At 69.2% G+C, this 12,995-nt stretch carries 12 protein-coding genes; 1 reads left to right on the plus strand and 11 read right to left on the minus strand.

Translation table 11 applies throughout. From position 1 onward, the window contains the following. Positions 1-93: 93 nt before the first annotated feature. From JOE46_RS16800 to JOE46_RS16835, 8 genes are all read right to left on the minus strand, one after another. The gene (locus tag JOE46_RS16800; protein ID WP_097214133.1) at positions 94-1,089 is read right to left on the minus strand and encodes an alpha/beta hydrolase family protein; all 996 of its coding nucleotides are present in this window, start codon (positions 1,087-1,089) and stop codon (positions 94-96) included. A gap of 283 nt (positions 1,090-1,372) precedes the next feature. Then, positions 1,373-3,223, minus strand: coding sequence for a flagellar motor control protein ZomB (gene zomB, locus JOE46_RS16805; protein WP_245221950.1), 1,851 nt, complete (start codon positions 3,221-3,223; stop codon positions 1,373-1,375). Positions 3,224-3,272: 49 nt separating this feature from the next. After that, the gene (locus tag JOE46_RS16810) at positions 3,273-4,178 is read right to left on the minus strand and encodes a decaprenyl-phosphate phosphoribosyltransferase (protein WP_097214134.1); all 906 of its coding nucleotides are present in this window, start codon (positions 4,176-4,178) and stop codon (positions 3,273-3,275) included. After that, positions 4,175-4,696, minus strand: a complete 522-nt coding sequence (locus tag JOE46_RS16815) for a phosphatase PAP2 family protein (RefSeq protein ID WP_257017832.1) — start codon at positions 4,694-4,696, stop codon at positions 4,175-4,177. The genes JOE46_RS16810 and JOE46_RS16815 overlap by 4 nt, the downstream gene beginning before the upstream one ends. 28 nt (positions 4,697-4,724) lie before the next feature. After that, positions 4,725-6,647: a glycosyltransferase gene (locus JOE46_RS16820; protein ID WP_209927900.1), complete on the minus strand. Its 1,923-nt coding sequence runs from the start codon at positions 6,645-6,647 to the stop codon at positions 4,725-4,727. Next, positions 6,644-7,864 (minus strand): UDP-galactopyranose mutase, encoded by a 1,221-nt coding sequence (gene glf / locus JOE46_RS16825; protein WP_179800709.1) that lies wholly within the window; start codon positions 7,862-7,864, stop codon positions 6,644-6,646. Before glf ends, JOE46_RS16820 begins: the two co-directional genes overlap by 4 nt. 134 nt (positions 7,865-7,998) lie before the next feature. Beyond that, positions 7,999-8,760 carry a MerR family transcriptional regulator gene (locus tag JOE46_RS16830; RefSeq protein ID WP_209927901.1) on the minus strand — a complete coding sequence of 254 codons (762 nt, stop codon included), beginning with the start codon at positions 8,758-8,760 and terminating at the stop codon, positions 7,999-8,001. Positions 8,761-8,859: 99 nt separating this feature from the next. Continuing rightward, on the minus strand, positions 8,860-9,396 hold the full coding sequence (locus JOE46_RS16835) for a MepB family protein (protein WP_307861296.1): 537 nt from the start codon (positions 9,394-9,396) through the stop codon (positions 8,860-8,862). Positions 9,397-9,478: 82 nt separating this feature from the next. On the opposite strand from JOE46_RS16835, the gene JOE46_RS16840 reads away from it, so the two are divergent. Continuing rightward, on the plus strand, positions 9,479-10,210 hold the full coding sequence (locus JOE46_RS16840) for a VIT family protein (RefSeq protein WP_097214137.1): 732 nt from the start codon (positions 9,479-9,481) through the stop codon (positions 10,208-10,210). Between the two features lie 23 nt (positions 10,211-10,233). On the opposite strand, the gene JOE46_RS16845 is transcribed toward JOE46_RS16840, so the two are convergent. From JOE46_RS16845 to JOE46_RS16855, 3 genes are read right to left on the minus strand one after another with little or no spacing between them, the layout of a single operon-like run. Beyond that, positions 10,234-10,815, minus strand: a complete 582-nt coding sequence (locus tag JOE46_RS16845) for a TetR/AcrR family transcriptional regulator (protein ID WP_209927902.1) — start codon at positions 10,813-10,815, stop codon at positions 10,234-10,236. Continuing rightward, positions 10,812-12,041 (minus strand): cytochrome P450, encoded by a 1,230-nt coding sequence (locus tag JOE46_RS16850; RefSeq protein ID WP_209927903.1) that lies wholly within the window; start codon positions 12,039-12,041, stop codon positions 10,812-10,814. Before JOE46_RS16850 ends, JOE46_RS16845 begins: the two co-directional genes overlap by 4 nt. A 35-nt stretch (positions 12,042-12,076) precedes the next feature. Then, positions 12,077-12,961 carry a sigma-70 family RNA polymerase sigma factor gene (locus JOE46_RS16855; RefSeq protein ID WP_209927904.1) on the minus strand — a complete coding sequence of 295 codons (885 nt, stop codon included), beginning with the start codon at positions 12,959-12,961 and terminating at the stop codon, positions 12,077-12,079. Between the last annotated feature and the right edge of the window lie 34 nt (positions 12,962-12,995).

A 12,995-nucleotide genomic window follows, 5' to 3' on the forward strand; every position in this document is an offset into this window, starting at 1 on the left:
GGTCCGCTCCGGATACGGCGATGCCGCCCCACGCTGCCTGAATCGGCACGAGGGGCGGCATCATCGGTTTACGCCGCGACCTGAGCCGGTCGATCAGGCGTTGAGCGCCGACAGGATCTGCGGGCGCGCATTCCAGAGCTCGGACTCCCAGTACTTCCACGCGTGGGTGCCCCGGGCCGGGAAGCTGTAGGTGGCCGGGATACCGAGCGTGCCAAGGCGGACCTGGAACGCGCGGGTGTTGGCGAGGGAGAGAGCCTCGAGCGCCATGCCGTTCGCGGTGTTGAAGTAGTCGATCGGCGCGCGCGGGTTGTCATGCGCACCGGGCAGGCCGCTGGCCGCCGAGACGTACATCGACAGGCCCTTGAGCTGCGGGGCGAACACGAACGGGTCATTGCGCAGCCACTGCTTGTTCCACGGCGGGCCCCACATGGCGTCCACGTTGTAGCGGCCGGCATCGAGCATCGCGACGCGGATCGCCTCACGCATGCCCGGCGCGGAGATGTTCAGGTAGCCCGACAGCGAACCGGCAAACTTGAACTGGTCGCGGTGGTGTGCGGCCAGGGTCAGTGCGGCGGAGCCACCCATCGACAGGCCGAGCACGCCGTTGTTGCTACGCGAGACGCCACGGGTCTCGAGGTAGGCCGGCAGCTCCTGGGTGAGGAAGGTCTCCCACTTGTAGGTGCCCTTCTGCCCGTTGAAGTTCGAGGGCGACATCCAGTCGGTGTAGAAGCTGGACTCGCCGCCGACGGGCATCACCAGGGTGACGTTGTCGTTGCGGAACTGGTCGAGCGCGTTCGTCTCGAAGGTCCATGCGTTGCGGTCGTTGCGCGCACGCAACCCGTCGAGCAGGTACAGCGCGGCGTTGCCACCATGGGCCGCCCACTGGATCTGGACCTTGATGTCGCCCATCGCCGAGGGCACCATGACCTCTTCGAATCCGCCTGCGGGCGCGCGGTGCGCGACCGGGGCGGCACCTGCGACGGCGGTGCCGGCAATACCTGCAGCCATCGGCAGGACGAGCGCGGCTGCTGTGAGGCCGAGGGCGCGCTGCTTGAGGCGCTCAGAAAACCTCGGTCTGCCAATACGCATGAATACTGCTCTCTTTCTTCTCTGCGGTGCCCGCCGAAGCGGCCCGACGATCCGGCGGAAGCCATGCTCTGTCGCCCCCACACATGTGGCAGCGACAGTGGAACTGATCAAGATCACACTGCGCTCGGTGGAGCGTATGTCACACAGCGAGCACTGACAAACGGTGCCTCGGCTCGTGTTCCCCGAGGCACACACGACATCTATATCGACTCGTTGGTAGTCATCGTTACACGTCTGAGACAAGTTCGCACGACGAACTAAGCGAGGCCTGGACGACACCCGCTCACCTGGGTTCCACCGGCGGCGGCGGCACCAGATTGCACCGCTGGAGCTCGTAGGCCGGAACCCGGTCGAAACGGTACTTGGCATAGTCGAAAGCGCGCTTGAAATTGCGGATGAAAAGCTGGCGGGTCAGCTCCCCCCTGCTCGACGCCAGCACCTCCTGGGTCTCGGGGCAGGTGAGCGCGACCTTGGCGTCGGCCACCCAGTCCTCGTCCATGTACCAGGGCAGCCAGGGGTGGATGTCGACCATGCCGGTGTCGGCCACCACCCAGTCCGGGTAGAGGGCCTTGTCGTGGCCGATCCGGCCGTCGTCGAGCCGCTTGGTGTGCGCGGCCAACGGATAGGCCAGGCCCATCTGGTCGATCACCTTCACGTCGAGGCCGACGTTCATGCTGGTCATGCCCAGGTTGAGGAAGTACACCGTGTGTCCGGCGCCGCCCTCGGGGATCGGCTCCGGCGGCGGCACCACGTCCCAGTAGGTGAAGGCCGCGGCAGGAAGCAGCAGGCCGCCGTCCGGGGTGTTGGCGATCGCCTCGACCATCGGGCGCATGCGCGGGTAGTCCAGGTAGTCCTCGGCCAGGATCGGATGCGGGTGACCGGTGTTGAGGGCGTAGAAGTTCCGCTCGTCGACGATCCCGGACTTGCCGACGACGGTGCCATTCGGCATGCCCGACGAGTTCGTCACCGAGATCGCCCAGATCACGGTGATCAGCCAGGCGCCGGCACCGACCGCGAACAGCGCGGTGGACCGTGTCTTGCCCCAGTCCTCGCGGGCCGGGATACGGATCGGCAGCACGGCGATGGGGAGCATGAAGCAGAACAGCACGGGCAGCAGCACCCGGCCGTGCATGAAGTCGCCGCCGACCCGCAGCGAGTAGATCATCAGCAGCAGCCCGGTGACCAGGATGACCGCGACCACGGCGCCGGGGGTACGCAGCCGCGACTGCCACCGTGCGACTGCGGAGCCGCCCGCGGTGTCGGCGGCGGCACCCGCGCCGGACCAGGGCCGGGTCACCAGGACCGCGACGGCCAGCACGAGCAGCGGCAGCCACAGCCAGTACGGCCCCACCAGGTTCCACAGATAGGTGAAGCCCTGACCCCACTTGGCGCCGCCTGCGTCCTTGGCGACCGCCGTGTTGGGATAGGGGAGCCCGTAGTAGCCCATCCGCCAGATCTGGTAGCCGACCGGGACCGCACCCGCGACCGCGACGATCGACGCGCGCAGCTTCCAGGTACCGGGCGCCAGGAAGATCATCAGCAGCGCAAGCCCGGCGAGGATGACCAGCTCGGGTCGGACCAGCGGTCCGAGACCGGCGACGAACGCGAGGGTCAGCACCGAGGCTGTGGTCGGCGGGCGCTGAGTCCAGCGCACCAGCAGCAGCCACAGCAGGGCGATCCAGAAGATGACCAGGCAGGACTCCAGCCCGGAGGTGGCGTAGTCGCGGGCGGGCGGCACCGCGATATAGGCCAGCGCGCCCGCGGGCAGCAGCAGCGTGGCACCCGGGCGGCCGATGCCACGCCAGAGTGCGCCGGTCCCGAGCATGCCCAGCACGATCGCGCCACCGGAAAGCACCAGTGCGATGCCGAGCACCACGTACTCGAGGCGGGCCTGCGTGAGCCAGCTGAACGCGTACACCAGGTAGGTCCAGATGGTGCTGGTGTTGGCCTCGACCCGCTCCCCCGCGTTGAACACCGGACCGTTGCCTGCGAGCAGGTTGCGGACCGTGCGCAACACGATGAGCCCGTCGTCGGCGATCCAGCGGCGCTCCCAGCCACCCCAGACGAAGAGGGCGGCGGTCAGCGCGATCCCACTGAGGAACACCGAGCGGGGCAGCCATGCGGGCAGCCGCATCGCGGAGCCGGCCTGCTCGGTGGCCTCGGTGTTCTCCACCTGGGGCCGGTCAGACGATATAGACAGCGACACCCACCGCTCCAATCCAAGCAATCGCGAGGAATTGGAGCACCCGATCGCCGAGCGCGATCTCTTCCGGCTCCCCCGCCTCGCCACCGTCGACATCGACCGCGTACCGCAGGATCGCGATCGTGAACGGGACCATCGAGATCGCGAACCAGTTGGTGTTGTTGACCTGGTCCCGCTCGAAGGCCCACAGTCCGTAGCAGATCACCACCGCGGTCGCCGAGAGCGTCCAGACGAACCGCAGGTAGGTGCCGGTGTAGTACTCGAGCGACTTGCGGATCTTCGCCCCGGTGCGCTCGGCGAGCTGCAGTTCCGCGTAGCGCTTGCCCGCCGCCATGAACAGCGAACCGAACGCCATGATCAGCAGGAACCACTGCGACAGCGGGATCTCGGCGGCCACGCCACCGGCGATCGCCCGCAGCAGGAACCCCGACGAGACGATGCAGATGTCGAGGACGGCCTGGTGCTTGAGGCCGAAGCAGTAGGCGAGCTGGATGCCGATGTACACCGCCATCACGACCGCGAGCTGCCAGTTCGCGAAGAAGGACAGGCCGATGGCTCCGGCCAGCAGCACCACGGCCATCGCGTACGCGAGGCGGACCGGCAGCACCCCCGCGGCGATCGGGCGGAAGCGCTTGGTCGGGTGCGCCCGGTCGGCCTCGACGTCCATCGCGTCGTTGACCAGGTAGATGCCGGACGCGGCCATGCAGAACACGACGAACGCCAGCGCCACCGGCAGCAGCACGTCGACCTGGTTCACCGAGCCTGCGGCGAGCGGCGCGGCCAGCACCAGGACGTTCTTCACCCACTGGCGCGGGCGCAGTGCCTTCACGATCCCGGCAGGCAGCGACTTCGGCGGACCGGAGACCTCGGTCGGGTGCTCGCTCATTTCTCTCCAAACTTCCGTTCGGCACGCAGCACCACTGCGGCCGAGGCTGCGCCCAAGGCGGATCCGGCAAGCACATCGGTCGGGTAGTGGACCCCCAGCACGAGCCGCGAGAGCAGCATCGGGGGCACCAGCACCGCGGGCAAGGGTAGCCCGGTCAGCCGGCCGAGTAGCACCGCGGCGGCCGTGGTGGACGTGGCGTGCGACGACGGGAAGCTCAGCTTGCTCGGCGTCGACACGTTGACGGCCACGCTCGGGTCGTTCGGCCGGGGACGCCGGACCACCCGCTTGATGACGATGGAGGCGGCGTGCGCGCCGACCGCGCCGACCGCGACGCCCGCCCACTGACGGCGGCGGGGCTTGTCGAGCGCGGCACCGACGCCCGCGATCGCGACCCAGCCGAGCGCGTGCTCACCGAAGTGCGACATGCCGCGGGCCGCGGCGATCACGCCCGGCTGTGCACCGATGGTGGACTGGATGGTGCCCAGGATCTTCACCTCGGCGGCGGACTCGGTGGTCACGGTGCCGTCGAGCAGGGCACCCTCTGGCCTACGCCGGGTAATGAAAGACACTCTCCCACCTCTCCTTGCTGGTCAACGAAGGAACCGCGTCGGCGTAGACGCGCTTGAGCTCGGGGAACCGGGTGGCCAACTCGCGGCGCAGCCGCATGGCCTCCTTCAGCAGGCCCCAGGCCTGACGCGGGTCCCGCTTGCGGTAGACCACGCCGCGCCCGTCCGCGGTGGTGACGGTAACGCCGTCCACCTGGGAGAGCAGGAACCAGCGCGCGTCGAGGGTCGGCACGTTGAGCTGCGGGCGCTCGTGGTGCTGCTCGTGCGCGGGCCGGACGTTGTGCACCAGACCCTTGCCGAGGCGGACGAGTTTCGCAAGCGGGTTACCCGGCTCACCGACCGCGCCGACCTCGGCCCCCGAGGGCAGCGGCAGTGACGTGGACGACGGCAGCACGACGGCGTCCGGGAAGTCCTCGCGCATCGCCCGGACCTCGCCGAGCGCGGTGGGCAGCAGTTCGAAGATGTGCTCCGGCCCCTGCAGGAAGTCGGCGATGGCCTTGTTCTGGATCGCGACGGTGGAGTACTCGAGGCAGAGCAGGTGCTTGAGGGTGGCCTTGACCGTGTTGACGACCAGGCCCCTGCCGTTGCCCGGCATGTGAAGCGCGGCGACCACCAGGCGGTTGCGCAGGTGGAAATAGGCCTGCCAGTCGATGGCGTCGTCCTTGTCGGACCAGGCCATGTGCCAGATGGCCGCGCCGGGCATGGTCACCGTCGGGTAACCGGCCTCGCGGGCCCGCAGGCCGTACTCGACGTCGTCCCACTTGATGAACAGCGGCAGCGGCTGGCCGATCTCCTCCGCGACCTGGCGCGGGATCATGCACATCCACCAGCCGTTAAAGTCCACGTCGATGCGGCGGTGCAGCAGCTTCGAGTTCTCCCGGTCGCTGAGCGGGTACTGGGAGAAGTCGTGGTCGTACTCGACGTTCGGGGCGGCCGACCACATGAAGATGCCGCGGTTGATCGCCTCGCCCATGGTGTGCAGGTGGCTGCGCTCCTGCAGGTTCAGCATCTGCCCGCCGACCAGCGTCGGGGTCTTGGCGAACCGGGACAGCGCCAGCGCGCGCAGGATCGAGTCCGGCTCGATCTCGATGTCGTCGTCCATGAACAGGATGTGTTCGCAGTCGGTGGTCTTCAGCGCCTCGTACATGACGCGGCTGTAGCCGCCGGAGCCGCCGAGGTTCGCCTGATCGTGGATCGCGAGCCGGGCGCCGAGCACCGCGGCGGCCTCGGCGAAGCCCGGCTCGTCGCGCACCTTGCGGGTGCCCTGGTCCGGGATGATCACGGCGTCGATCGCGCCGAGCACCAGCGGGTCCGAGCCGAGCGAGGCCAGCGCCTTGACACAGTCCGTTGGCCGGTTGAAGGTCGGGATGCCGACCGCGACGCGGCCTGCACCGGGCGCCTCCATCGGGGCGTACCAGCCTGCGCTCTCGAGCACCACCTCGGTGTCGGAGGTGATGTCGAACCAGATCCAGCCGCCGTCCTCGAACGGAGCCAGCTCCACCTCGAACTCCACCGCGACGTCGCCGTCCTGGAACTCCCTGCCCTCCACGTGGATTCGGGAGCCGTCGGCCTTCGAGCGGTACACATCGACCCGGCCGTGACCGGACAGCTCGAGGCGCAGGACGACAGAGGTCAGGATCGACCAGCGGCGCCAGTAGCTGGCCGGGAAGGCGTTGAAGTAGGTGCAGAACGAGGCCTCGGACTCGGCGCCGATCGACAGCGAGGTCCGCGTGGTCGCGTGCGCGCGCCTGGCGTTGGTGGTCGCCTCCTCCAGGTAGAGGGTGCGCACGTCGAGGGGCTCGCCCGGCCGGGGCAGGATGACCCGCTGTAACAGCGCCTTGCCGAGCGGTTCGACGTCCTCGCTGAAGAGGGTGTCCTGCTCCATCAGATGTCGCGGGCTCATTCGCCGCTCCCGTTGCCGAGGGCCGCACCGGTCTCGAGGTGCGGCCGGAGGGTGTTGTCGAACATGCTGAGCGCGCTCGCGATGGCCATGTGCATGTCCAGGTACTGGTAGGTACCCAGGCGCCCGCCGAACAGCACCTTGTTCTGCGCGGTCTCCGCCTTTGCCCGCGTCCGGTAGGCCTCGAGCTTCTCGCGGTCCTCGGGGGTGTTGATCGGGTAGTACGGCTCGTCCTCGCTCTCCGCGAAGCGGGAGAACTCGCGCATGATGACCGTCTTGTCCGACGGGTACTCGCGCTCGGGGTGGAAATGCCGGAACTCGTGGATGCGGGTGAACGGCACGTCCGCGTCGTTGTAGTTCATCACCGGGGTGCCCTGGAAGTCACCGGTCGGCAGCACCTCGGTCTCGAAATCGAGGGTGCGCCAGCCCAGCTCGCCCTCGGAGTAGTCGAAGTAGCGATCCAGCGGGCCGGTGTAGACGATGGGGGCGTCGGGGCTCGCGGCCCGCAGCTCGTCCCGCACGTCGAACCAGTCGGTGTTCAGCCGGACCTCGATCTTCTCGTCCTTGGCCATGTTCTCGAGCCACGCGGTGTAGCCGTCGACCGGCAGGCCCTCGTAGGTGTCGTTGAAGTAGCGGTTGTCGAAGGTGTAGCGAACCGGCAGCCGGGTGATGTTGCCCGCGGGCAGGTTCTTCGGGTCCGTCTGCCACTGCTTGGCGGTGTAGTCACGCATGAACGCCTCGTACAGCGGGCGCCCGATCAGCGAGATCGCCTTTTCCTCGAAGTTGCTCGCGTCCTTCGCGTCGATCTCGGCTGACTGCTCCTTGATCAGCGCGCGCGCCTCGTCGGGGCTGAAGTAGCGGCCGAAGAACTGCGAAACCAGGCCGAGGCCCATCGGGAACTGGTACGACTGCCCCTTGTGCATCGCGAAGACGCGGTGCTGGTAGCCGGTGAACTCGGTGAACTGGGTGACGTAGTCCCAGACCCGCTTGTTCGAGGTGTGGAAAAGGTGCGCGCCGTACATGTGCACCTCGATGCCGGTCTCCGGCTCGGCCGCCGAGTAGGCGTTGCCGCCGAGATGGTGGCGACGGTCCAGCACGAGGACCCGCTTACCCAGCTCGGTCGCCGCGCGCTCGGCGATGGTCAGTCCGAAGAAACCCGAACCGACGATGATCAGGTCGTACTGGCCAGAGGTGGCGGGGCCTGGGGTTACAGAGGTCACGGGCAACCAGGGTATCGGACCTGGCGTGGAGGTCCCGGGCAACCCGGGGCTGCCGGGTGATACGTCACAGACGATCCGGTGGCCGCCGCGCCGGGGTGAACTCCGTCTGCAGCCGGAGTTCACGCCGTCTTCACCTACAGGTTGTGCAGGGCGTACACCGCCAACGCATCCCGCACGAAGACCGCGCCATGCGTTCCGCCGTAGTTGGCGGCGAAGCGCTCGTCCGCGACGTACATCTCGCCAAGGCCCAGGATGTACTCCTTGTTCGGAGCCGCGCCGCACCCCGGCGTGCCGGGGACGCCGCCGAGCCACTCGACGTGGCGACGGGCCAGGTCCTGCGCCCGCTCACCGTCGGCCGCCGCGCCCGAGGTCGCGGCGTCGATCCAGTCGGCATTGAGCTGGGCCACTGCCGCCTGCCAGTCCCGACGCTGGTCGCCGGTCATGCCGCGCCACCAGCGGTCGCTGGACTGGTAGGCCTGCTCGCCCCAGCGTTCGATCACCTCGTCCTTGTGCTGGGTGTGGTCGAAGCCGTCGAAAACTTCCTCTGCCATCAGTTGTTCACCTCCTTCCGTTTTCCGCAGTGTCGTCCGCACCGACTCGATCTGCCGTCGCACCCGGCCGAGCTCCTGCTCGAGGAGCCCGAGGTGGGTGCGCAGCGCGGCCGCGGTGTCCCGCTCGCCGGCCAGGACCTCGGCGATGGCCGGGAGGCCGAGCCCGAGTTCGCGCAGCAGCAGGATCCGTTGCAGCCGCACGAGGGCGTCCTGGTCGTAGTAGCGGTACCCGTTGGCGCCGATCCGGCTCGGTTCCAGCAGCCCCCGCTCGCCGTAGTGGCGCAGCGTGCGACTGGTGGTCCCGGCCGCCTTGGCCAGGTCCTGGATCGACCATTCCCCTGCCATCGAGCTCCCTCCCCTTCATCGGTGTCGGTGCGATCCGACAAGACAAGGATGGAGGTTGACGTTGCGTCAATGTCAAGGGCGCGACGGGAATGACACGTCCTAGGCCCGGTAGAGCGCCAGGGCGCGGGTGGTGTCGAGCGCGCCCGCATCGTCGATCGGCAGGAAATGGTCCAGCTGCCACGCCTGCGTGCCGCGGGCTTGGCGGCTGGTCGGCTCCGCCCAGGGCGGGTACACACGGATCGCCCGCTTCCCACCCACACCGTCTCGCGACAGCACGCCGCGATCGGCGAGCACCCGCTTCGGGAAGACGAACTGCCCGAGGTGATCGCCGTCGCGGGCGACGACGATGAACAACTCGACCGGGTCGACGATGTCGAAGGGCGCGATGGGACCCTGCGCCGACCGCTTCCAGAAGGTGACGAACTGGCCGACCTTCTTCGGCGTCGTCTTGGCGACCCGGAAACGGATCGGGCGGCCCTCGACCGTGAACTCGTGCGCCACGTAGGCCGCGCTCTCCGGCTCGGGCACGGGAGCCGAGCAGGCGAAGCCACACGGGTCGAATACCAGCGTCTTCGCCACCAGCAGATCGGCGGGGACGGCCCCTGCATCCGGCCAGGGTTCAGGTTCGATGCTCACGTGCCCGAGGGTACGGGCGGCGCGACTTCGGCCAGCCTTGCATTGCTGGCCGAGTCATCTTGATGCCGATAGCGTTCCGCGTATGAGCACCGATCCGGATCAACTCCCTGCCTCGCATCCGGCGGAGCCGCACGTCCAGGGGCTCTCCGCCAAGCTGAACTGGCTGCGGGCGGGCGTACTCGGCGCCAACGACGGCATCGTCTCCACCGCCGGCCTGGTCGTTGGCGTCGCCGCGGCGAGCACCGCGCGCGGCCCGATCCTCACCGCGGGCATCGCCGGGCTGGCGGCCGGGGCGGTGTCCATGGCCCTCGGCGAGTACGTCTCGGTCAGTACCCAGCGCGATACCGAGCGGTCGCTGCTGGCCAAGGAACGCCGGGAACTCGCCGAGTTGCCCGACGCCGAGCTCGACGAGCTCGCGTCCCTGTACGAGGCGAAGGGCCTGACCCCCGCGACCGCCCGCACCGTGGCGGAGGAACTGACGGCGCACGACGCGTTCGCCGCGCATGCCGACGCCGAGCTGGGCATCGACCCCGACGAGCTGACCAATCCGTGGCACGCGGCGGCCTCCTCGGCCATCTCCTTCACCCTCGGCGCCCTGCTGCCGCTGATCGCGATCCTCGTCCCGCCCGCCACCTCGCGCGTGCCGATCACGTTCGTCGCGGTGCTGGTCGCGCTCGCGCTGACCGGCAGCGTCAGCGCCCGGCTCGGCGGGTCACCACGCGGAAAGGCCGTGCTGCGGGTGGTGCTGGGCGGCGCGCTCGCGATGCTCGTCACCTACGGCATCGGGCAGATCGTGGACACCGTCCACATCTGAGCCCGTCGCGGTGATCGAAGTCCTCAGACCCGCTCCGCTCCCGACATCAGCACCGGGATCACGAACTGCTCGATCATCGCCCGCTCGTCGGCGTCGTCGGCGCCGGGGACGGTGAGGAGCGAGACGATGACGCGCACCAACCACCGTGCCCGGCTGGAGATCTCACGGTCGTCGCTGCCCCACACGTCGGCGAGGAAGCTCGAGCCGAGCACCTCGATCACCTGCGAGGTGCCTGCCAGTTCAGAGGCGATGCCCGCGTCGCCGAGGCCGAACCAGGCGGCCAGCGTCGGTGTCGCGCGCACCTCGCGCACCGAGGCGAGGATGGCCGCGGTGATCCGCTCACGCGGATCCTCGATGCCTGCCACCAGACCGGTCACCCGCTCGCCGAGCCGCCGCGCCTCCCGGTGCACGAACGCCAGGTGCAGCGCGCGGCGGTTCTCGAAGTAGCGATAGAGGGTCGCGCGCGAGCACCCGGCGGCCTTGGCGACCTCGGCCATGCCGGTCGTCGCGACGCCCCGCTCGACGAACAGCTCCGCGGCCGCGTCGAGGATGCGCTCCGCCGCGAGATCGGTGCGTTCGTCGCGCAGCCAGGTTCCGGAACTCATGGCCGGAACGGTACGTGCGTCGGCCGCCGGACGTAGTTACCGGCCGCGTACTCGATGCCGTCGACGTCCACCTCGAAGTCGGGGCAGCGGGCCAGCAGTTCCTCGAGCGCGACGCGGGCCTGCATGCGCGCGGCCGCGGCGCCGAGGCAGTGGTGACTGCCGTGACTGAAGGTCATGATCTGGCGGGGCGCCCGCAGCACATCGAGTTCCTCGGAGTTCGCGCCGTAGGCCCTGGGGTCGCGGTTTGCGGATCCGTAGACCAGCAGCGTCTTGCGGCCCGCGGGGATGGTGACGCCCTCGATCGTGACGTCGCGGGTGGTCGTGCGGGCCAGCCCCTGGACCGGCGAGGTGAGGCGGAGCAGCTCGTCGACAGCGTCGGGGATGCGGGACGGATCCTCCCGCAGCAGGGAGCGCTGGTCGCGGTGCTGGGTGAGCAGCGCCGAGGAGCCGCCGAGCATGCCGGTGGTGGTGTCGTTGCCGCCGGTGACCATCGTGAACGCGAAGCCCAGGATGGACAGCACGCCCGCGAAGTCCCCGTCGGCGGCGATGCCCGCGGCCACGAGGTGCGAGATGGTGTCGTCGGCTTCCCTGCCCGCGGCGACGTCGGCCTTGCGCCGTTCGATCAGCCCGCCGAAGTAGCCCATCAGGTCGCCGACCGCGGTCGCCGCCTCGAGCGGGTCGCCGTTGGCGTTGGCGGCGACGATCGCCTCGGTCCAGCCGTCGAACTGCCCGCGGTCCTCCTCGGGAACGCCCAGGTAGTGCGCCACCACCATGCTCGGCAGCGGCTTGAACAGTTCGGTGACGATGTCGCCGCCGCCCGCCGAGCGCAACCGCTCGATGCGCTCGACCACGAACTCGCGGACCGCAGGCTCCACGGCCTCGACCTGACGCGGCGTGAACCCGCGGGCGACGAGGCGGCGGAAGTCGGTGTGCACCGGCGGATCCAGCATCACCAGGGGCGGGTTGTCCTTGAGCCCGATCTTCTCGAGCTCGCCGTAGCTGGTGGTCAGGCCGTCCGCGGAGGAGAACGTCTCGTGGTCGCGGGCGGCCGCGTACACGTCGGCGTGCCGGGTCAGCACCCAGTAGTCGTCGGCGGGCGACCGCTCGGGCACCACGTGGTGGACCGGGTCGTGCTCGCGCAGCGCCGCGTACATGCCCCAGGGGTCGCGCCAGGAGTCTGCCGAGGGCGGAACGTAGGCGGCCTGGCCGGACATAGTTGTTGTCATGTGTCGAGCGTGAGACATATTCAGGACTTTGTCAATCACTCGGCGAGGACGGCCAGATCCAGGTCCCTCAGCCGCACCGGGTCGGCGATCACCTCGTACTCCGTGATCCGGTCGCCCGCGATCGCGAAGGTGAGAGCGAGGAGCAACCGCCCACGTGGGGCCACGATCACCCCAACGGCACCGTCGACGAGGGCAGCCTCGGCGAACCGCGCCCGCCTGCCGAACGCCATGACGCCCTCCACCACCGCGCGCACACCGCGGGCCACGGTCGCCGCACCGGCAGGCAGGGCGGCCGGGTCGGCCGTCCGCACGACGTCGGGCGCCAACACGGCCAACAGCGCGTTCAGATCGCCGCTGCGCGACGCTGCGAGGAATGCCTCCACGATGTGTCGATGGACGCCCAGGTCGGCGCGTGAAATCGATTCCACACCTTGCACTCTCAGTCGCGCGCGGCTGGCGACCTTCTTGGCGGCGGCGGGGGTTCGCCCCACTATCGGGGCGATCTCACTGAACGGCACCGCGAACATGTCATGGAGCACGAACACGATTCGCTCGACGGGAACCAGCCTGTCCAGCACGACAAGCAGCGCGCGTCCGACCGAATCAGCCAGCAGCGCTTCGTTTTCCGGGTCAGTCCCCGTGGCGGCGCCTACGAAGTGGTCGGGGACCTGCTGCCCGGCCGGGTCCTCCCGTCGGGACTTCCGGGTGCGCAGCATGTCCAGGCACAGGCGCGACACGACGGTCCGCAGCCAGGCGGCCAGATCCTCCACCTCGCCGGCGTCCGCACGGCTCAGGCGCAGCCACGCCTCCTGGACCGCGTCCTCGGCCTCGCTCAGCGAGCCGAGCATCCGGTAGGCGACCGCCCGCAGGTTGCTGCGCTCCGACTCGAATCGCCGTGCGAGCTCGTCTTGATCACCCATCGGTCACCTTTCCGCGCCGTGCTCCGTCTACGTC

This window comes from Rhodococcus sp. PvR099, from assembly GCF_017833315.1.
Lineage (GTDB): Bacteria > Actinomycetota > Actinomycetes > Mycobacteriales > Mycobacteriaceae > Rhodococcus_G > Rhodococcus_G oryzae.